This window comes from Aquibacillus halophilus (genome assembly GCF_009649745.1).
Classification (GTDB): domain Bacteria; phylum Bacillota; class Bacilli; order Bacillales; family Amphibacillaceae; genus Aquibacillus; species Aquibacillus halophilus.
The window spans coordinates 29,514-50,805 of the sequence record NZ_WJNG01000002.1 but is presented as its reverse complement, the minus strand read 5'-3'; the positions used below and the strand labels follow the sequence as shown (position 1 = coordinate 50,805).

The window sequence follows — 21,292 nt, the reverse complement described above, 5'->3', positions numbered from 1 at the left end:
CCTTTCATTCTATAATCCTAGTAAATCAACATGCCTACCAATATGTTTTACTAGTGCTTGACGATAAACATCTTCATTTTCATTCAATGTTTCAAAGAATTCATCCTTGAACAAGTAATTCCCGTTTTCATCTTTTGCTGTTAACAATATTCCGTATGTGACATGGAAGAGTTGTCGAGCTGCATCGTTATCCATGTATTTTGGTAACTGCTCATCCGGTTGATTATTAAGTGGAGTGATGCTATCTAGATCCGGAGTTACATGATAATATTTCAGTGTTTCTTCAAAGTGCTCCTCAGCATGTATATGCATTCTTCTATATAAATCAGGATTTGTATCAGCTATTACTCGTACCGCTTCTAACCAGTTCGTTCCTGCAGTCTTAATATGAAGCACGCCATTGGTGTGTTTGCCTATGATTGGAAAAACACTAAACTTATCACTACCTGAATGAATACTTAACTTGTAGTTAAGGTACTTAGCAATGGAAGCATGTTCACTTAACTCCTTCTCGAATTGTTCTATGTCCCCAATATAGTCAATTCCCTTTTGAAACTCGCCACAGAATCTAGGCGCTAGACTTGTTACTGTTACTTCGCGACGTTTCAGTTCATTAGCGACAAAGAAGTGTGCATTAGGGGATGTGATCGTCTCTGTTTCGTCTATGGAAATTTCAAAATCGATAGCTTTGTCTGCATTACTAATATAGTTTTTATATACATGCTCCATATAGTCAAGTGCTTCACTGTAAATTAGTACATTTTTCATTAAGGTAATTTCATCATAATTTATAGTTAAACCATTAACATCAAAGGCATTATCTAAGTAATAATTAGTAAAGTAACCTTTAACTTCTTCAGAAATCTCTGCAAAACTTGCTCTTACCTGATCGTCAGATGCTGACTCAACACCATTCTGTATTTGATCTGAACAGTCTAATGTTAAAAACGAGATACCTAGAGACAAAGCATGTTCAATATCCTTTTCTTCTTTTATATGGTCACCATCTGCTCCATAGCCATCCTTGTATCCTTCCTGGAAAACCGCATAGCTTGCAGCATCGAGGATATCTGTCATCGTACGATTCGTTAACGTCAATTCACGAATACTTTGTTGAGCTAATATTGGTTTGATGTTTCTATTTCTTACTGTTTCAATATGACCAGGCGAGGCAAGTCCCAATCGGTCTCCTAGTCCCATTGTAGCTATCTCGGTTCCAAATGCTTGTGGAACGGTATAATCGAAGTAGCGGTTAATAACTAGACGGTTTTCATGGGAAAGTGTGCATACCTTTCCATGACTAACAAGAGTTCCATTAAGTTCATTAAGTATCTTCCCTTCGCCTACTGCTAACAACCATTTTCCTTGTGCATCCTTAACCATGACGAGCTTTACTTTGTCTTGTTCAGTGTAGGATTTCTCATAGACTTTTACATTTGGCCCTGATTCTACCTTATTCTCTTCCTTTATTAATTCCATAACTTCAATAAGATGTTCCATGTACTTAACAGCTCCTCTTCTATATGTCTTTCCATCCCAATTGATACCGCTTTCAAATATGATTAAATAATAAAAACCATCTAAATAACAACGTTGTTATTCTTATCATAAAACATATTACTGAATTCAACAACCGTTTTTCACATATTAATTTATATAATCTTTTATTTAAGTGTGGTGATATTTCACTAGACTAAAACAAAAGGATATATATTAATGAAAACGTTGTTATTTTATGCTACATTACTATATGAAGGTACTCTGTTAAATCTAAAAATATAGGTGATCTCATGAATATTACAATAAAAGATATAGCTTCGATCGCGGGTGTTAGTTATTCTACCGTGTCTAAGGCCCTAAATGATAGTTCTCTAGTAAAGGAAAACACCAAACGTAAAATTGTGAAAATTGCTAAGGACTTGGGTTATGAACCGAACTTTGCGGCACAGCGTTTAGTAAGTAAGAACACAAAAGTAATTGGATTGATTTGGCCGACGATTGAAAGAACCGTTTTAGCAACGTTGGTTACGAAGATTAGTAATGAGATGGCTAAAACTCCATATTCAATGATTTTGTCAGTCGACCCAATTCAAAAATCATTGGACACTTTTAAAAAGTTCCAGGTTGATGGAGTGATTTTGTTTGGAGAAAATACACTTACTGAAATAAATCCAAATTCAATCCCTCTAATTTCATATGGTGTATCAGGTAAAAAGAATTATCATTACCCAATCATTGATGCCAATCATATGAAAGCAATGGATGATGCAATTAACTATTTATACGAATTAGGTCACAGGAATATAAAATACGTTGGAAATATTTCTCCTACCGACCCACTTCAGATGGAAAAATATCAAGGTTTTACAAAAGCGATGGAGAAATACAATATATCCTACACTAATGAGGACATCCTAGATACAGGGGGATTGGACTGGTATCACGGTTACCACGCTGTTGACAAAATGTTAAAGAGTAACCACTTGCCGACGGCAATAGTAGGTGGTAGCTATGACATTAGTGGTGGAATTATCCGAAGTTTAAAAGAAAACAATGTTCATATTCCAGACGAAATTTCTGTGATCAGTTATGATAATATTCCACAAATGGCTCATTTGGAAATCCCACTAACGTGTATTGGTGTTTCCGTTGAAGAACTTGCAGAAAAGATTGTCCATTCAGCAATTACATTAATAGAAACTAAAAAATTAGATTCAGAAGTTACAAAAATGATTCCTTCTCTTGTCGAAAGGGCATCGTGTGCCACTGTTAGAAATAACTAGATTAAGATTACAGATGTTAGGATTTTTATAGGAGAATTGCCAGTGGTCAATTCTCCTGTTTTTGTATTTAATCACACATTTTCTAATAGCTGATTGTTTTTCTGACTCCAGTTAGACCTCATTTATGCTACCCGCCCTGTACTATCTAGTTTGCTTCCATATAAGAGTGATTTCGCAGTCCCACCCTAATATCCTTATCTAGCATACAAAAAAAATGACATCTTACATAGCTAATAAATAAAAACTCAACTAACATATATTCCTTTTAAGAAGAAAGTGACTTTTCATATTTGGTTCATCTACTATCTCGCATTCGGTAAAATACAATAATTATAACAATTAAGTCTACTAATTCACCTATAGATTCAGCAATCGATCCATTTATCCCATTCCATTCCAAAAATTATTTAACAAGTAAAATAAAACACTTTGATCGCGTTGATACCCATCATCTTTTTCTGCATCCAAAGACAGAATACACAGACTTTAAGTGTTCATTACCTTCTAAATGAATCGCAAATGGATCATCTTTTGCGTATTCACTTCCATGTGCACGTTGGTAGAATTTATCTCACCACGGGATTCGGCATTTTCTTTTCCATAGAAACGTAATCCCCCAGAAGTATAGACCCTCTCTGGTGTTGTTCCAAGCCAGAAATTCACTAAATCAAAATGGTGGGTAGATTTATGCACTAACAAACCGCCATTATTACGTTTGTCTCAGTCCCACCTTCTAAAATAATCAGCACCATGTTTCGTATCTAACGCCCATTCAAAATTCACAGAGAATACTTCACCTATGACATCATTCATTATCAATTCTCTTATTTTCTTATTGTGCGGTGTATATCGGTAGTTAAATGTAACACGCACCATCCTCTCCCGAGTTATGCAGTTTTTCGATTGTCTGCTTCTAACAATACTTTATTATAATTTTTCTATCCAAATTTGAAAACGTTATCATAAATAAGTTAACTGATTTTAACTAACCATCTATCATCCTTCCATTTTTTTGCCATCAGAAAAAGCTTGTTCATCGTTTTCCAGTTACGTACTGTGGCCAATTTCCTTGCTTAAACACCTGCTTCCATCCATCATTTTGTAACGTGACAGGTAACTGAACAGTAAGGGTTCTCCCTATATTCTATTTGAAAATTAACACCTTTAGGAACTCATTTCTCAAAGATAAATTGTCGGGTTCTAGTGTTTAAATTCACAAACTGGTAACCCTGGGCTGCCAGTTCAAGCAATCAACTTTCTGTTTTCCTTACATCGTAGCTCCAAAACTGTATAAAGACTTTCTTAATCATTAAAATCTCCCTCATACCTTAATGCATTGCTATGAAGCTCTTTTAGTCTCTCAATCTCTTGCTTGATTAACTGTTTACCGATTTCGGTTATCTTGTAAGTTTTTTTTCTTTTTTCATTAGCAAAAACAACAATAATGCTATTTCGTTGCATTTTAGTAAGTGTCCCGTAAACAGTCACTGACCCTAAGTTAATTCGATTGTCCGTGATGTCTTGTACATGCTTAATAATTCCGTATCCATGCCGAGGTTCTGTCAGAGAAAGAAGAATATAAAAAGCAGTTTCTGTCATTGGTATATAGGATTTAACTAATTTCTCAATTTTTATTTCAATCACCCATTCTATTAAATCTTTTGGATTTGAATTTCAATAGTATGTCATACCGTGACTATATCGTAACGTGACATAATAATCAATAACAAGTAGAAAGTTAAGTTATTGTAAGTGTAAATCAATTTGTACTATCCATTTATACCGTAATAAAAAATAGTGATGAAAATATTATGGGAAAGTTGAGGAATTTCTTGTATACTTAGAGAATCTGTTCACGCTCTATTAATATATGTTTTTCTTAATTTACGAAGGAGGATTTGAAAATTGAATTTTTATATAGCGTCTGGATTACAAAATAGAAATCCCGTTAGAAAAGTTGCTCAAGCTTTAAGTGCTTTCGGTCTAGAGCATACATATGATTGGACTCAGAATCAAAGAGGTACTACATTAGAGATGCATAAACGTGTTGGAGAAGCTGAAAGAGCAGCTATTGTAAAGTCAGATTTTGTTGTAGTAATTTTACCAGGTGGAAAAGGGACACATACAGAATTTGGTATGGCATTAGGTTTAGGCAAACGAATATACGTTTACTCTGAGACAGATGATATTAATGATCCGACCACGACAACTAACTTTTATCATATTTCTGGTGTAACTAAGTTTATTGGCGAGTTAGATGAACTTATAGCGTTTATATTAGAAAATGAATCTTCTGAATTAATTTCATAGTTGGTTATATAGAGTAATGACTATTAAATATTTGGAGGTGAAATGCAAATGCTTGATTGGCAACAATGGATACCTGCTTATGAAGATCTCATCAATATAGGAACATCTATTGGAATACTATTAATTTTTCTATTGTTTAGAAAGCTCTTTGCAAAATACATTTTCCGGGTAATTTTGGCATTTAGTAGGAAAACACCGACGGATTTCTTTTCAAAGATTTGTCTAGCATTTGAATTCCCTGTTCGATGGATATTTTTAATCATCGGAATTTACGTTGCTGTTGGCTACTTTCCATATTTAGAGCAAACAAACCATCTATTTCAAAACATTATAAGGTCATCTATTATTGTTGTGATTTCCTGGGGGTTTTATAATCTATCTTCAGGTTCCTCCATTTTATTTACTAAACTAAACCACCGGTCAAGCACACAGTTTGATCCTATCTTAATTCCATTTTTTTCAAAAGCACTACGCTTTGTTATTATTGCGATTAGTTTCAGTATCGTTGCACAAGAATTCGGATACAATGTTAGTGGATTTGTCGCTGGTCTTGGACTAGGTGGCCTTGCTTTCGCTTTGGCTGCCAAAGACGCAATTGGAAACCTATTTGGTGGGATTATTATCATAACTGAAAAGCCATTTACAATTGGAGACTGGATCATGACTCCTAGTGTGGAAGGAATAGTTGAGGATATAAATTTCCGAAGTACAAAGATCAGAACCTTTGAACAGGGACTTGTAACCGTGCCAAACGCAACATTATCTAACGAAAACATTACTAACTGGAGTAAGATGGGTAAAAGAAGAATTTCCTTTCAATTGGGTGTCACCTATGATACACCAAAAATGAAATTAGAGACTACTATTGAAAAAATTAGAGACCTCTTAAATAACCATCAAGGCGTTCATCCTGATACCATTTTCGTTACTTTTGACCATTACAATGACAGTAGTTTGGACATTTTTCTGTATTTCTTCACAAATACCACTGCATGGGCTGAATACTTACAGATCAAAGAAGAAATAAACTTTTCTATTCTGGAAATTTTAGAAGAAGAGGACGTTTCAATCGCATTCCCAAGTCGGACACTATATTTTAACTCAGATGCTGAGGCTAGATCGCAGGTAGCTAGCTCACTAGAGAATGACTAATCTAAATAGGATTGTTGCACAACATTAACTAATCCCTGCTCTTGCTATTAAGCTTGGCAGGGATTTTTCATGTTTTTGTAATTAAATTATATTAATGCAGCTATCAAGTAGTAATTTTATTAGTCAGCTACAAAATTATTTGTTAATGCTCCTAATTTCTCAACTTCAACAGTAACGTTGTCTCCCGGTTTTAAAAATACTTGTTCTTCCTTGGGGTATCCTATCGTTACTCCTTCAGGGGTTCCAGTCAATATAATATCTCCAGGAACCAAGGTCATGTGTTGTGAGATATAACTTATAATTTCACTACAAGAAAAAATCATATCCGAAGTACTAGAGTTTTGACGGACTTCCCCATTTACAGTTGTCTTCAAGTTTAACTGCTGAGGGTCCCCAACTTCATCCTTGGTAACTAAATAAGGACCGATTGGATTGAAATTATCGCATGTTTTTCCAAGTAACCACTGCGGGGTTCTAAACTGCAAATCTCTTGCGGACAAATCATTTGCAGTGAAGTATCCAAACACATAATCTAAAGCTTCTTCTTTAGAGATTTCTTTAGCCTCTTTTCCAATAACTATACCTAGTTCAACTTCATAGTCTAGTTTTTCAGTTACTTTTGGAACAGGAATGTTAGTTTGATGTCCTGTTAAGGCATTGTTAAACTTGCTAAAAAGAATAGGCGTTTCTGGATATGGTGAATTTGTCTCATCTGCGTGTTTTCGATAATTTAACCCAATACAAAGGATTTTACTAGGATTAGTTACGCAAGGTAACCATTCAAATTCTCCTGAATCCAATATGTATGATTGATTTCCCTCTAAGTTTAGCTCATTAATATAGTCTTCTAATTCAGCTAATGTTGTTGTTCCCCCTTTAATCACTTCCATTATATCTTTAGGAATATTTGATTTTGGGTGGCTGGGTATCGTCGCACCTACATTAATAATTCCCTTTTCTGTATGTACTCCAAGTATTTCTTGATTATCTTTTTTAAGACTTACTAATTTCACTTTAACCATCCTCTCTTTTATGTGTTATTTTTAAAGACTTTTATCTTGTTGCTTCAAAATAAATACTACCCTGAATTTAACACTTTCCCATCTTATTCCTATTTTACAACTTGATTGATGCCAATGACAATTATTAGATAGTCCATCAATACGCACTTTATTTCTTTTATTAAATAATTCAGAGTTTTTAAAAATTTGTTGACTTTTCCATTAATTGGCATTAACATAAGAATCAAATTTAATATTCTTATCAAGAGAAGCCGAGGGTACTGGCCCGTTGAAGCTTCAGCAACCTCTGACATGTTCAGAAAGGTGCTAATTCCAGCAAGGATTTTTTCTTGAAAGATAAGAGCGGATATTTATTAGAGCTACCCTCTTTTCTTGTTTTCAAGAAAAGGGGGTTTTTTATATTCTAAATAAAATTTAATAATGATATCTGCGTTTTTTTAAAAAATAGAAAGGATGATTTTCATGAGCGAAATAGTTATTCTATCTGGTAGTCCCGCGGAGAGCTCTAGATCAGATTTGGTGTTAAAGTTCCTAGGCTCAAGTCTTAAAAATGAAGGATTTTCGGTTACTCATATATCAATCAGAGATGTTCCTCAGGAGGCATTATTTTATGGTCAGTTTGACAACCCTGCTGTCATAGAGATTGCATCACTTATCCAAGGGGCAAAAGGAGTAATTGTTGGATCACCAGTTTATAAGGCTGCTTACTCTGGTGTGTTAAAGGCACTCTTGGACATATTACCCCAGGATGTCCTGCAGGGCACACCCGTTTTACCTTTAATGACAGGTGGGAGTCCGTCCCATTTGTTAGCAATCGAGTACACACTTAAACCTTTATTAGCAACACTTAAGGGCCAAAACTTGAAGGGTGTTTACCTGCTCGATAGTCAGATAGATAAAACTCAAATAGACCAACCAATCATTCACACTGAATGTTTAGAACGTTTAAGCAAGCAACTTGATTACTTTATTGAGACTGTTAATCAACAGAAGGCTACTGTTTAAAAATCCGAATATAATTTGAAAAGGAGTTAATCTATATGACAAAGAAACGAATCTATTTAAATGCGTTTGACATGAACTGTTCTGGACACCAATCACCTGGTTTGTGGACGCATCCAGAAGATCAATCCCATCGCTATAAGGACAGTGAATACTGGATCGAGCTCGCACAAATTTTAGAAAAAGGGCAATTTGACGCTATATTTCTAGCAGACGTATTAGGAACATATGATGTCTATCAAGGTTCAAGAGACGCTGCTGTACGTCAAGGGGCACAATCTCCAGTTAACGATCCATCACTTGTTGTCCCATTAATGTCTGCAGTAACCAAGCATTTGGGCTTTGGTGTAACTGCTTCTGTCACTCATGAACATCCATATACATTTGCTCGTCGCATGTCTACCCTTGATCATTTAACAAAGGGGCGCATTGGCTGGAATATCGTAACCTCTTACTTAAAAAGCGCTGCAGTTAATATGGGAATGGAAGACCAAATTAAACATGATGAACGCTATGACATTGCTGCAGAATATTTGGAAGTTTGCTATAAGCTATGGGAGGGAAGTTGGGAGGATGATGCCGTTCTACTAGATAAACAGAATGGTATTTATACGGACCCTAGTAAAGTCCATGATATTAACCACAAAGGAAAATATTATAAAGTACCTGGAGCCCATTTGAGTGAGCCTTCTCCACAAAGAACTCCAGTCCTTTATCAAGCTGGCGCATCGACAAAAGGGCGTTCATTTGCCGGTAAAAATGCCGAATGTATCTTTATAGGGGCGCCAACAATAAATGCAGCAAAACAGTCTGTTACTAAATTACGTGCTGAAGCTGAACTTGCTGGAAGATCACCTGACGAAATTAAAATTCTTACAATGATTACACCGATTGTTGGTAGAACGGAAGCAGAAGCAGAGGAAAAATTCAACGAGTACAAAAAGCACATTAGCTATGAAGGTGCACTTGCCCTATTTGGAGGCTGGACCGGATTGGATTTATCACAATATGGCCCGGATGAAAACCTGAGTTATGTTGAGAATGATTCTATTCGGTCAGTAGTTGAAAATTTCACAAAAATTGATCCAGATATTAACTGGACTGTTGACAAAATTAAGGAACACCTTGGAATTGGTGGCTTGGGTACAAAAATGGTTGGTAGTCCCGAACAAATCGCGGATGAAATGGAACGTTGGGTAAACGAAGCTGGTGTAGATGGCTTTAACATTGCCTATGCAATCACTCCAGGTACATTTAAAGATTTCGCTGAACTAGTAGTGCCTGTATTGCAAGAACGAGGCCTTGTTAAAAAAGCTTATGATGGTGAAACTTTAAGAGAAAATTTGTTTGGGAAAGGCAGTCAATTACCTGATCATCATCCTGGGAAAAGCTATTCCTTTACCAATATCGTTACAAATTGACCACAAAAAGTAATAAAAATAAAGGTTTTCGCTACTATTGCAACCTTTAATAATTAAACAGATAATGACTACAAATTCTATCAATTTGTAGTCATTATCTGTTGATACAGTAGTTCATATGTAGCTTGTGCATTGTCTTGAAGGTATAAAAACTTTTTTATTGCTAACAATTGATAGAAATGAAGTTTTAGATACACCACATACCATACGATAAATTTGACTGATCTTGTAAGCGTTCAAAATAAGGTTCTGTTTGATTGTTTACCGGCTCATGTTATAATAAACAACTTAGGATAATTACGAATTTTTTCATAATTGAACGGATGCGAAAAGAGGCCTCCGCCTACTGATAAAATATGGAGGGTAAAAGAATGAATAAACGATGGACGATCGATAAAATTAAAGAATTTGTTGAAAAAAATTCAAAAAGTAAGTTGCTAACTACAGAATATCTCGGTTTTTCTCAAAAATTACTATTTAAATGTGAGTGTGGAAACAATTTCGAAAAAACATTTACTAAATTTAAAAATAAAAACCAACGTAAATGTGACGTGTGCCAACCCCCAAAAGAACCAAATTAAACGCAAAGCACCAAATTCTAAATAAGAAATCGGTGCTGTTTTATTTTATGAATACCATTCATCTAGACAATTCACATTCAACTTCATAAACCATGCATTTCTTTTTCAGCCTGATCCCATGGTACCTTGTATCCATGTCCTTTAGCACAGAAAATTGAAGTTGACGTGTACTCAGGGTCAGCGTCTTTATTGTAACCGATTGTTTCAATAACCTCGTCTTGATTATGACAGTAATCGTAGCCACCAAACATAAGTCTAAGTGTACCTTTACCCTGTGTAATTGAAGCAAATTCCGTACTGTAATTCATAAATGTTGCAACGGGGACCTTCCCAGAAATTATCGCCTTATCCTCTGTCATTTCAGGAGGAGAGAATGTACCAGAAGCGTGTTGGATATCTGATAATACTCTTCCCATCGAGTCAATTTCAACCTTAATTTTAAAATGGTAATAAGGTTCTAGGACTATATTCTTGGCTTTTTCTAATCCTTGACGTAACGCCCGATAAGTGGCTTCTCTAAAATCACCACCAGAAGTGTGTTTGTTATGTGCTTTACCAGTTAGCAATGTCACTCTAAGATCGGTAACTGCTGAACCAGTCAACAAACCATGGTGACTTCGTTCGAACATGTGATGACGAATCAGGTTTTGATTACCATTTGACAAATCATTGGCATGACACACATTAGCAAAAGTTATCCCACTATTACGTTCAGTAGGTTCTAAGTGGATATGGACCTCTGCATAGTGCCTTAACGGTTCAAAATGACCGTAGCCTGTTACTGGTGTTTCAATAGTCTCCTTGTATAATATCTTTGGATCACCAAAGGATACGTCAAAACCAAACCGTTCTTTAACAACTTGTTCTAAAACCTCTAGTTGAATCACTCCCATGACGTGAATATGTATCTCCTGCAAATGTTCGTCCCAATGAGTTAATAAAGATGGATCTTCTGCATCCAACCTTTGAAAGCTCTCCAAGACTTCCTTAATATGTATAGTTGTAGTATCATAGATTACTTTCGATTTTAATGTCGGCACAATACCAAAGGTAGTTTTTTCATCTAGCGCTCCAATCCCATCACCGATTACTGTTTTAGATAGCCCAGACACTGCAAATAATTCTCCAGCCTCCACTTGATCGACTGTTTCAAATTTTTGTCCGTTGTAAACTCTTAGTTGTGTTACTTTCTCTGAAATTTTGTCTTCTCCACTACCATAAGACACATGGTCACGTACACTCATAGTCCCTTGTAAAGCTTTAATAAAGGTAATTCGATTGCCGTTGTCATCAAAACGTATTTTATAAACTCGACCTGCAAAATCAATCTCGTTTACGTATTTTGTTTTTGTTAATAAATCAAAAGCTTCAAAGAATTCTATTATCCCTTCATCTTTTAGCGCAGATCCACTAAAACAAGGAAACAATTTATTTTCCTGTATCATTGATTTTAGTGTCTCTAACCATAGTTGCTTATCAAAACCTACCTCCATATATCGCTCTAAAAGAACTTCACTTCTTTCAGCAATAAATTCGGTCAGACCTTTGTCCAACTCCCCTTGATTAAACGATTCCGCAAAATCATAAACGTCCTCGGTTATATTTTCATGTATCTCTTTTAGGACTCGATCAACACTAGCACCAATACGATCTGTTTTGTTGATAAAGAAAAAAGTAGGCACGCTATGTTTTTGTAAAATCTGCCAGACAGTTTCAGTATGACCTTCGACTCCTTCCACTGCACTGATTATGACAATCGCATAGTCCATTACTTGAATAGCTCGCTCCATTTCTGGAGAAAAATCGACGTGTCCCGGAGTATCGATGACATAATAGGTGGAGCCTTTATAGCCAATTTTTGCTTGATCAGCAAATACAGTAATTCCCCTTTCTCTTTCTATTTCATGGCTATCTAAGAAAGCGTCCTTATGATCTACTCTTCCTCTATGTTTAATGCTTTTTGTATGGTAAAGTAACTGCTCAGAAAAAGTGGTCTTCCCAGCATCTACATGAGCTAATAGTCCAATTGTTTTATACATTTGTGTCACCTCAATTGACGAATCTTTTCTAAGAATGTTTGAAACTGTTTTTTCTATACTTACTCTACAAATGAGACCTTAAGTTTATCACATAGTCCCTCAATATATTCACGCTTAACTAACGTAGTTAGCCACTGTTTTGGTATGCTATCTAGTCCATAAAAAATTCCTGCTAACCCTCCCACAACCGCTGCTACAGTGTCCGTATCCTCTCCTAAATTTACAGCCTTAAGAACACAGTCCTTATAGCTATTGGTTGAAAGAAGGCACCAGATTGCGGCTTCAAGTGTGTCGACTACATAACCACTGCTTTTTATTTGGCTTTCTGGAAGTTGTTCAAAGCACCGACTTTTTATCCTCTTAAAATGGTTCAGTTCATTGGTAAACTCTAGATCATTTTTATAGTAATCGAATGCTGTGTGAATGCTGTTACTGACAGCTACTTCTTTACTCATCCCATAAACTAGATTAGAAGCAATTGAAACATAAATAGCGCAGGCAATCTGACTCCGTTTGTGAGCGTGTGTGAGTGTTGAAATGTCATGAATAAGATGAAACACTTCAGCTTTGGCCATTTCTTCAGACCTGTAGTTAAACTGTAGATAAAATACGATTGGAAGAATTCTCATCAATGATCCGTTGCCATTGTCATTTTCGGTCATACCACCACATTCTAAGGGAGGAATTCCTTTTGAAAATCTTTCCAAGGCTTTTTTGGTTGAGATACCAATGTCAAAGACCTCTCCATGCGGGGTGTAGGCACCTTCATTCAACCATTTATGAAAATTAATCATGATATCCTCGTAATCAAGGCCGTTGGACAAGCTATCTAATAGGCATAGTGTCATGCTTGTATCGTCAGACCATGTTCCTGCAGGTTGATTATAGGTACCATATGACCGCATATCAACCACAGGATTCCTTTGTAACGATTCTCTATCTATAAATTCAACTGGAACACCCAAAGCATCTGCCACACATAGTCCCATGATCCCATTTACAATAGTACTTCGCATTCCTTTGCCTCCTAATGACAGTTTCTAAAATCAACGGAAACTCTCAACTGCAGTGTTTGTTCCATTATAACCTACACAACACCCTATTTTTGAGGTTTTATAACCTTGAATCACAAATTAATATCACTTCGCGATACATCCATCTCAAAATGATATTTGTTTAATCTCATAATGAGATGTATAATAAAACCAAGAAGAAAAGAAAGCGTCAACAATAAATAAACACTTCTTTTATGGAAGGTTTATTAGGAGGATTTATTATGAGCCAAATTGAAAGAAACTACAAAGTGGAGCACTTGCTAGACAAACACAAATTCGATGAAAAAGAAATTGTTTCTATGTCGGATGAACAAATTGAGTATTTCCACTGGCTCTATTTTGAAGAATCTGTTTACGACTTAATGTAGGGTAATTTTTTAAAATGACTCAATAGCTCTTGTACCTTAGTACAAGGGCTGTTTTTTGTATTAGCACAAAAGAGCCTTGCATCACATCTCAAGGATGTGAAGCAAGGCTCTTACTGCTTAGCTTTTTCTTTATCAATCCGAGTTTCTCATTTTTTTAGTGTCGTAGAATTAAATCAATTCAGGAAGCTCCGAATTTCTAAAGTAAATAATTAACAGATATATTATTGAATTGTTTAGAGTGTTTCATTGCAAATTGAATAATTTGTTTATAAGTGGTGGGCTCAATTTCTTTTTTAGTTGGAGTATAGATTTTTGCTGTACCTTCATCAATGATTTTTATCCTGACTTCACCACGAACATATAATGTCACATAGAGAAATGGTTGGATCAAGTGATTATCAACGCAAAATTCTCTAGGAAAATCTGCAGTAATAAGAAGTCGGTCTTCCACATGCTTTAGAGAAAGCTGACTATAAAATTGAAGGTTTTTAATTTCGTTCAGGAACAATGAAAAGCACTCCTTTTGTTCTGTTTTTCATAAATTACATTCTGATTAAACTATAGAGGATATGATAACGGATGAATGAATTTGGTAATTAACATTTTATTATGGTATTTCTTTACAATATAACTAACTCATAATTTTCGCAATATAAACAGCCACATAAATGTAAGTGCTTGTTTAAGGTCAATTGATAAATGGGATATCTCCTTTTCACTAACCCCCTGCTTATAAATGCCCCTTCCACCAACGACCTCCCACCCATTTTCCTGTGCCAATTGTTCAAATTCCCATGGCATCAGGGTATTGCATATGACTGAATTACCATAAAGACGTTGATAACTATTGGCTCGTGGTGCTGCAGTTGGGCCAAGTAACCCTAAGCATAACAAATGATCCTTTTTTACTACTCTTTTCATCTCATTCAGTGCTTTTAGCGGGTGTTCTGTCCATTCTATTGAATTAATCGCCATTAATCCCGAAAAAACTTCATTATCAAACGGCAAATTTGTTAAATCACCCACGGTAAATGTTATTTCCTCATTCCCCTGTTTACTTTTTGCCCTTTCAATCATTTCTTCTGATAAATCTAAACCGACAACGCGATATCCCGCTTGCAATAACTTATAAGAACCATAGCCATCACCACATCCCAAGTCGGCAATGTAGCTTCCGTGTGGTATATGTTTTTTAACAAAAGGTATGATTGTTTTCCGACTTCCTGTTTCCCACATTCCTTGACTGCTTTGATTCCAAAAATTTGTTTTCTGATCCCATTGTTCCTTTGCTTCTTTATGCCAATCAAACGAATTCATCTTTACACCTCTTTAAATTTAGTTATCATTACGTTTTTTAACCTCTCCGTTTTCACTTGTAACGTTAGGCCAACGCCTAACATATATTATTTTTAATTATAGAAATAAGGAGTTGGAATTATGAGCGGCTATCCTATTGTTTATCAAAATCCTCCTGTTGAAGAGGTTACTAGTATAAGCTATCCCACTATTAGTCCTAAAGCGGTGATTGGAACAGATTCAATGATTATTGGGAATATTACAATTTCTGATGATGTGTTTGTCGGGTTTAAAAATCTATTACGCGCAGATTCGGGTTATCCATATTATGTTGGTCCTTATACAAACATACAAGACAATGTATTAATGCACGTTCACCCAGGTAGAGAGCATGTGAAAATTAACGGAAACAAATGGGGAGTTTATTTAGAAGGAGAAATCAGCGTTCTCCACCATGCATGCGTCCATGGACCATTATTTATTGGACGTAACACATTTGTTGGTCAACATGGAAATATTTACGATGCTGTGATTGGTCGAGATTGTGTTATTATGCACGGTGCAACCATAACAAACGGAGTTAACATCGGTGATAATCGCTTCGTTGCCCCTGGACAATCAGTTTGGAAACAAGAAGATGCTGACAATCTTCCAACCGTACCAGAAAAATTTAGAAATTTGAATCAAAATATTGTTGATCACTATTATCGCCTTGGTAAATCTTATTATAAAAATACTCCATTAGCATATGCATACCAATCACAAATGTAGTACCAAATCACTTCTTCTACAAGTGCTAGGGTGAATCCTTTAATTGTATGGCTAAGTCCTGGCACTCTATTCGTTCAAGAGGCACAGAATAATGAATCACTGCCTCAACTGCTACCTTTCCCCTCCATCATTTTGATTGATAATCACGTGGGGGGTGATTTAACCCCCCACGAAAAAGAGATAGACCAATTTTTTTTAGTCTACCTCTAATGTGATTGCTGTACAATTAAAAATCAAATTTTTCGAGTCTTTCACCTTGGGATTCATACCCCTTCATATAATTGATCCGTCGCTGAGCGGACCTTTCATTTACCTGTTCATCGGCATGATAGGAGGAGCGAACCATTGGCCCCGCTTCACAATGTTTAAATCCTTTAGACAAAGCAATTGCTTTTAGTTCGGTAAATTCATCAGGATGATAATAACGGTCGACATTCAAATGGGCTTTTGTTGGTTGAAGATATTGACCAATTGCCATTATATCAACCTTATGTGCCCGTAAATCATCCATTGTTTCTATTATTTCTTCTTTTGTCTCACCTAGTCCGACCATAATGCTTGATTTTGTTGGTGTATCAGGCGCGATCTCTTTTACCCGCTCCAGCAGTTGTAATGAACGGTCGTACATAGCAATGGCACGTACTTTTTTGGTCAATCGACGAACGGTCTCTATATTGTGATTAAAAATATCCGGATCGCCTTCCATTAGTGTGTACAAACTCTGGTAGTCACCTTTCATATCAGAGGGAAGAATTTCCACTGTGGTACTTGGCATCTTCCGCCGGATTGCCTTTACTGTTTCAGCAAATACTGCTGCTCCTCCATCCTTTAAATCATCCCTAGCAACTGCAGTCACTACCACGTGCTTTAAACCCATAATTTCTACAGATTCAGCTACACGCTCTGGCTCACCCCAATCCAATTCATTAGGAAGTCCTGTTTTTACAGCACAAAAGCGGCACCCCCTTGTGCACGTATCCCCAAGTATCATAAATGTTGCTGTTTGCCGTTCACTCCAACATTCATGAATATTTGGACATTTTGCTTCCTCACAGACAGTGTTTAAGTTTTTTTCACGCATTAAGGTTTTTAAACGATTGTAGGACTTGTTGGTATTAATTTTCACTTTCAGCCATTCCGGTTTTTTTACATGCTCATATTTCTTTGCCATTTGTACAACTCCTTTTATTATCGGGAATAGTTCCATTCAGCATTTCCATACTTGGTTTCTGATAAATCAATCACGTCTGCCATTTGTTGGTCTGATAATTTGAACGGGACCAAATCAATGTTCAATCCCCGTTCAAACCCCTTTTTGAACGCACCTTTTACATCATCAAAGGTGCGTGGTTCGTTCACTACCTCATTAATCGAGACTGCCTTGCCTGCAAATGCCTGTCTAGCACGTTCTTTAACCCGATCATTAGGAAAGATAAACAGATCAAATAGTTTTATTTCATCCATATTCAATGGAATAGAACCGTGCTGAAGAATAACGCCTTTTTTACGAGTCTGAGCACTACCAGCAGCCTTTCTTCCTTCAACAACCAACTCATACCAGGAAGGTTCTTCAAAACAAACAGCCGAATCCGTCGTTTCTAGTTTCCCTTCAGGAATAGAAAATTCAGCTTCAATACCCAATTCTTTAAACCCTTCTAACAAGCCGCGGGAAATAAGCCTGTAGGATTCCTTGACAGTTCGAGGCATGCCTGGATATTCCTCGGAAACGAGAACACTGTATGTAAGCTCCTGGTCATGAAGAACCGCGCGACCTCCAGTTAGTCGACGTACAAGTTTAATTCCATAATTTTCGGCGGCCATCACATCTATCTTTCCACTAACTTTTTGGAAATAACCAACAGAAATACCCGCCGGCCTCCAGCCGTAAAAGCGGATGACTGGTGGTATTTTGCCGTCACTATGCCAATCAAGGAGGATTTCATCCATAGCCATATTAAAAGCAGGTGTACAATAGCCTGAGTCAACGAAATACCATGTTTCTTTCAATATAAACCTCCTAAAAAAATGTTTTTACCATTTAAATTAAAAGAAAAATGGTTACTATCAAAAGTGCTTCTATGAAAATACTTTGTCCTATTAATTTATAGTCTTGTTTCATTTTCTCCAAAGGCTCTTCCAAATAAACATAGCACCCGACCTCAATTATTGAGATCAGGTGCTATGTTTACTATATATTCAATCTGATTCATTCCAAAATAAGGCGACTGTTCCTTCGCCCGCATGGACAGCTATGGATGAACTTATTTCTCCAACAACAATATCTATGTCTGGGATTTCTTTTTCTATTCTCTGCTTTAATTCCATAGCCTTTTCTAACACATTTCCGTGCATAATACCTACTTTTTTTACACTTTTTTCATCACATGATTGTTTGAATAGTTTTACTACCTTATTAGTGGCTTTTTTCTCGGAACGGATTCGCTCAAGGACTCCTAGCTCCCCCTCCGAATTAAGAACAAGGATTGGTTTGATCTGAAGAACATTACCTACTAAGAATTGTGCGCCAGACATTCTGCCACCTTTATATAATTGATCTAGGCTACCAAGCAAAATTAAATTCCTAGATTTAGTCACTCGTTCCCTTATCTGATTAGCAATTTCCTTTACATCTACATCTTGCTCTACTAATGACAGTCCCTTATAAATAAGCTCTGACATTCCATAGGAAATCGAATATGAATCGATAACTTCCACATCAAAATCAACATGATCTTTCCCAGCACTAGAGCTAGCAATTGTACCACTTAACTTATTAGAAACATGAATTGCTATTGCATGATCGTAATTTTTTTTAAGTTGCTGATAAAGATCTTCAAACTTCCCTACAGATGGTTGTGAGGTTTTGGGAACCTCTTTATTGTTACGAATAATGTCATATAGCTGCTCAGAAGACAAATCAACTCCATCTTCGTATTCCTTATTTTCTGATATTACGACAATTGGCACAACGTACACATCAGGGTGATTTCTTAATTCATCAGTTAGATAAGCTGTACTATCCGTAACAAATGCAATTTTCTTGTTTGTCATATTATCCCCATCCCCTCCAGAATCTAATTATCCTTATTATACTTTAAATACCGAATAATACCAAGTGTTAATAACAGGTACTAAAATAATTTGTTAAATGTTTGTTCATTCTTAATAATAATTTTTTTCCTCAAAACTCGACATTTGCTATTTATTTACAATTTATCTAATCTACTTTATACTAACTAGAAAAGTTGAGGTGATAGAAAATGGCAATTGTTACAGTAGATTTTGATGGTACACTTTATCAAGGCAACTCCTTTAAGGTAATGTTTGAGGTTGGTAAAAACACATTTGCCGTTAAGCAATGGGGAGTATTATTTATAGGATTGGTAAAAGCAGCTGCTATTATGCCATTCAAAGGGAAAAATGCTTCCAAGCACCAGTTTTTCAAGGCCTTTGCTCGGACCTTCAAAGGAAAAACTAGGGCAGAACTAGATCTATTCTTCCAGGAACTAGTCGATATTGGCAAACAGGACGTGCATCAGGGTCTTGTACTAAAAATACGTGAACATCAAAAAAAAGGTGATACCATTATTGTATTGTCTGGTGCTCTAAACCCTTTTTTAAAGGCCTTTACTAAGGATTTAGAATTGGACGTACATGTAATTAGCACCGAACTACTATATAATGAGAAGGGTCTTTGTACCGGTGAAATTGGCAAGATAATCAACGGCGATGAAAAAGTAAAGAAAGTTCAAGAATGGATTGAACATCAGGAAATACTAGCCGATCACACCATTAGTGATATCTGGGCTTATGCAGATAGCGAAAGCGATATTCCGTTATTGAACTATGTACAGCACCCAATTGTTGTCAATCCAGACCAAGACATGAAAAAAATTGCTGATCGAAACAATTGGCCGATATTTGCATCATAGCGTTAGACGTAACACCATCTCCATAATATTAAAAGGTAACCAAACTCCAAGTTATGGAGAGTGGTTACCTTTTTTGGTTTTAAGCTAGATATTTTCTTGCTTTAGTGCATCAATGATATCAGCAATGCTACTTTCAATTCAAAAATAAAAAAATCATATTGGGTTGCAATTGATCTGAACTTCTCATGTACAGATAGGAATTAACCTCTGAACTAACTTTTTAAGATGAGCAAAATTAAGGTATGATAGCTAGTAAGTACTATAATATGATTTTAAAATGGTCATCTTTAATAAGGGTCATTATCGTTGGAAATTTTTGTGCTAATTCGATAACCGACAAAAAGAACTGTAATTAATTCGCTAGGAGTGAAAAACCATGCAAGAGCGTATAGAAAGAGTAACAGCTTGGCTCAATAAAAATAGGATAGAAGTAGCTTTTTTAAATTCAATTGAAAATGTCTACTATCTATCAAATTTCTACACTGACCCACATGAACGTCTAATGGGGATTTTTGTCTTTAAGCAAGGACAGCCCTTGTTTGTTCTGCCAACAATGGAGGTAGGGCAATTGCAGGATTCAGGCTGGAAACACAAAATCATAGGATACTCCGACCACGAAGACCCATGGGAACTTATTAGAAACTCATTTAATGAAAGAAATCTAACTAAAGCAGATACAGTAGCCATCGAAAAAGAAATGCTTTCCTATAGTCGTAGTGAAGCACTTTTAAACCTTTTTCCTAAGGTAAAATTAGTTTCCGTAGAAGATAAATTAAACGAAATGCGGGTTGTAAAGGATGATGCTGAAGTTTCAGTCATTCGTCGCGCTACAAAAATGGCTGATTTCGGTGTACAGATGGGTATTGATGCACTTGTAGAAGGTATCAGTGAAATGGAAGTACTAGCGAAAATCGAATATGAGTTAAAGAAAAAAGGAATCCGTGAAATGGCATTTTCAACCATGGTTTTATTCGGTGAAAAATCTGGGGACCCACACGGAAATCCAGGTGAGCGAAAACTAAAAGCTGGTGACATGGTATTATTCGATTTAGGCGTTGTACTTGAAGGCTACTGTTCCGATATAACCAGAACAGTAGCCTATAAATCAGTCTCAGACAAGCAAAAAAAAATCTATCAGACAGTATTAAGAGCAGAGCTTGCTTCCTTAAAAGCTTGCAAACCAGGTATGCGAATCGGAGACTTAGACAAGGTTGCTCGAGATATTATTACCGAATCAGGCTATGGTGACTATTTCCCCCATCGTATCGGACATGGAATGGGAATAAATGTTCATGAATTCCCTTCGATGAATCACTTAAATGATGGATTGTTAAAAGAAGGAATGGTATTTACGATAGAACCAGGTATTTATCTTCCTGGAACAGGCGGGGTAAGAATAGAAGATGATGTTCTTATTACAGCTGATGGATTTGAAACATTGACCAAATTTCCTAAAGAATTACAAATAATAGAATAGTTTGACTGTCTTGGACACTTAGAATTAGGGAAATACCCCTCTTCAGTTTAATTCCAACCAAACCTTTTCAAAAATGAAACGAA

General features: G+C 36.1%; 20 protein-coding genes, 1 pseudogene and 1 riboswitch. Of the genes and pseudogenes, 10 read left to right on the top strand and 11 right to left on the bottom strand.

The window, feature by feature from the left end; genetic code table 11:
* Nucleotides 1-9 precede the first annotated feature (9 nt).
* Nucleotides 10-1,500: a tagaturonate epimerase family protein gene (locus GH741_RS01525; protein WP_153735022.1), complete on the bottom strand. Its 1,491-nt coding sequence runs from the start codon at nt 1,498-1,500 to the stop codon at nt 10-12.
* Between the two features lie 290 nt (nt 1,501-1,790).
* Between GH741_RS01525 and GH741_RS01520 the strand changes: the two genes are divergently transcribed.
* On the top strand, nt 1,791-2,783 hold the full coding sequence (locus GH741_RS01520) for a LacI family DNA-binding transcriptional regulator (protein ID WP_153735021.1): 993 nt from the start codon (nt 1,791-1,793) through the stop codon (nt 2,781-2,783).
* A 504-nt stretch (nt 2,784-3,287) separates the two neighbouring features.
* On the opposite strand, the pseudogene GH741_RS22395 reads toward GH741_RS01520, so the two are convergent.
* Together GH741_RS22395 and GH741_RS01510 are read right to left on the bottom strand one after the other, a co-directional pair.
* Nucleotides 3,288-3,488, bottom strand: a pseudogene (locus GH741_RS22395) (Gfo/Idh/MocA family oxidoreductase); the annotation flags it as partial.
* 597 nt (nt 3,489-4,085) lie between these two features.
* Entirely contained in the window at nt 4,086-4,382 is a 297-nt protein-coding gene (locus GH741_RS01510; protein WP_153735529.1) for a PadR family transcriptional regulator, read from the bottom strand.
* A 306-nt stretch (nt 4,383-4,688) separates the two neighbouring features.
* Here GH741_RS01510 and GH741_RS01505 point away from each other — a divergent pair, with 306 nt between their 5' ends.
* Nucleotides 4,689-5,093, top strand: a complete 405-nt coding sequence (locus GH741_RS01505; protein ID WP_153735020.1) for a nucleoside 2-deoxyribosyltransferase — start codon at nt 4,689-4,691, stop codon at nt 5,091-5,093.
* A gap of 48 nt (nt 5,094-5,141) precedes the next feature.
* Nucleotides 5,142-6,245 (top strand): mechanosensitive ion channel family protein, encoded by a 1,104-nt coding sequence (locus GH741_RS01500; protein WP_153735019.1) that lies wholly within the window; start codon nt 5,142-5,144, stop codon nt 6,243-6,245.
* A gap of 119 nt (nt 6,246-6,364) precedes the next feature.
* Here the strand turns inward: GH741_RS01500 and GH741_RS01495 are convergent, their stop codons facing one another.
* Nucleotides 6,365-7,258 (bottom strand): fumarylacetoacetate hydrolase family protein, encoded by an 894-nt coding sequence (locus GH741_RS01495; protein ID WP_338079191.1) that lies wholly within the window; start codon nt 7,256-7,258, stop codon nt 6,365-6,367.
* 244 nt (nt 7,259-7,502) lie between these two features.
* A riboswitch (SAM riboswitch) is annotated at nt 7,503-7,610 on the top strand.
* A 119-nt stretch (nt 7,611-7,729) separates the two neighbouring features.
* Between GH741_RS01495 and ssuE the strand changes: the two genes are divergently transcribed.
* The 3 genes from ssuE to GH741_RS01480 all read left to right on the top strand — a co-directional run bounded on the left by ssuE (nt 7,730) and on the right by GH741_RS01480 (nt 10,271).
* Complete coding sequence (gene ssuE / locus GH741_RS01490; RefSeq protein WP_153735017.1) at nt 7,730-8,272, top strand: NADPH-dependent FMN reductase; 543 nt, start codon at nt 7,730-7,732, stop codon at nt 8,270-8,272.
* A gap of 35 nt (nt 8,273-8,307) precedes the next feature.
* Complete coding sequence (locus GH741_RS01485; protein ID WP_153735016.1) at nt 8,308-9,690, top strand: LLM class flavin-dependent oxidoreductase; 1,383 nt, start codon at nt 8,308-8,310, stop codon at nt 9,688-9,690.
* 371 nt (nt 9,691-10,061) lie between these two features.
* Nucleotides 10,062-10,271 carry a hypothetical protein gene (locus GH741_RS01480; protein ID WP_153735015.1) on the top strand — a complete coding sequence of 70 codons (210 nt, stop codon included), beginning with the start codon at nt 10,062-10,064 and terminating at the stop codon, nt 10,269-10,271.
* Nucleotides 10,272-10,354: 83 nt separating this feature from the next.
* Here GH741_RS01480 and GH741_RS01475 read toward each other — a convergent pair whose 3' ends face one another.
* Together GH741_RS01475 and GH741_RS01470 are read right to left on the bottom strand one after the other, a co-directional pair.
* The gene (locus GH741_RS01475) at nt 10,355-12,310 is read right to left on the bottom strand and encodes a GTP-binding protein (protein WP_153735014.1); all 1,956 of its coding nucleotides are present in this window, start codon (nt 12,308-12,310) and stop codon (nt 10,355-10,357) included.
* Nucleotides 12,311-12,369: 59 nt separating this feature from the next.
* Nucleotides 12,370-13,326: an ADP-ribosylglycohydrolase family protein gene (locus tag GH741_RS01470; protein ID WP_153735013.1), complete on the bottom strand. Its 957-nt coding sequence runs from the start codon at nt 13,324-13,326 to the stop codon at nt 12,370-12,372.
* 260 nt (nt 13,327-13,586) lie between these two features.
* On the opposite strand from GH741_RS01470, the gene GH741_RS01465 reads away from it, so the two are divergent.
* On the top strand, nt 13,587-13,733 hold the full coding sequence (locus tag GH741_RS01465) for a BH0509 family protein (RefSeq protein ID WP_153735012.1): 147 nt from the start codon (nt 13,587-13,589) through the stop codon (nt 13,731-13,733).
* A gap of 196 nt (nt 13,734-13,929) precedes the next feature.
* On the opposite strand, the gene GH741_RS01460 is transcribed toward GH741_RS01465, so the two are convergent.
* Nucleotides 13,930-14,241 carry a hypothetical protein gene (locus GH741_RS01460; RefSeq protein ID WP_153735011.1) on the bottom strand — a complete coding sequence of 104 codons (312 nt, stop codon included), beginning with the start codon at nt 14,239-14,241 and terminating at the stop codon, nt 13,930-13,932.
* A gap of 128 nt (nt 14,242-14,369) precedes the next feature.
* Complete coding sequence (locus tag GH741_RS01455) at nt 14,370-15,050, bottom strand: class I SAM-dependent methyltransferase (RefSeq protein WP_153735010.1); 681 nt, start codon at nt 15,048-15,050, stop codon at nt 14,370-14,372.
* Between the two features lie 120 nt (nt 15,051-15,170).
* On the opposite strand from GH741_RS01455, the gene GH741_RS01450 reads away from it, so the two are divergent.
* On the top strand, nt 15,171-15,800 hold the full coding sequence (locus GH741_RS01450; protein ID WP_153735009.1) for an LbetaH domain-containing protein: 630 nt from the start codon (nt 15,171-15,173) through the stop codon (nt 15,798-15,800).
* A gap of 226 nt (nt 15,801-16,026) precedes the next feature.
* Here GH741_RS01450 and lipA read toward each other — a convergent pair whose 3' ends face one another.
* The 3 genes from lipA to GH741_RS01435 all read right to left on the bottom strand — a co-directional run bounded on the left by lipA (nt 16,027) and on the right by GH741_RS01435 (nt 18,851).
* Nucleotides 16,027-16,971: a lipoyl synthase gene (gene lipA, locus GH741_RS01445; protein ID WP_153735008.1), complete on the bottom strand. Its 945-nt coding sequence runs from the start codon at nt 16,969-16,971 to the stop codon at nt 16,027-16,029.
* A 17-nt stretch (nt 16,972-16,988) separates the two neighbouring features.
* Nucleotides 16,989-17,810 carry a lipoate--protein ligase family protein gene (locus GH741_RS01440; protein ID WP_338079234.1) on the bottom strand — a complete coding sequence of 274 codons (822 nt, stop codon included), beginning with the start codon at nt 17,808-17,810 and terminating at the stop codon, nt 16,989-16,991.
* 186 nt (nt 17,811-17,996) lie between these two features.
* Complete coding sequence (locus tag GH741_RS01435; protein WP_153735007.1) at nt 17,997-18,851, bottom strand: DegV family protein; 855 nt, start codon at nt 18,849-18,851, stop codon at nt 17,997-17,999.
* A gap of 209 nt (nt 18,852-19,060) precedes the next feature.
* Between GH741_RS01435 and GH741_RS01430 the strand changes: the two genes are divergently transcribed.
* Both GH741_RS01430 and GH741_RS01425 read left to right on the top strand, forming a co-directional pair.
* Entirely contained in the window at nt 19,061-19,732 is a 672-nt protein-coding gene (locus tag GH741_RS01430) for an HAD family hydrolase (RefSeq protein WP_153735006.1), read from the top strand.
* Between the two features lie 376 nt (nt 19,733-20,108).
* Entirely contained in the window at nt 20,109-21,209 is a 1,101-nt protein-coding gene (locus GH741_RS01425; protein WP_153735005.1) for a M24 family metallopeptidase, read from the top strand.
* Nucleotides 21,210-21,292: the final 83 nt, after the last annotated feature.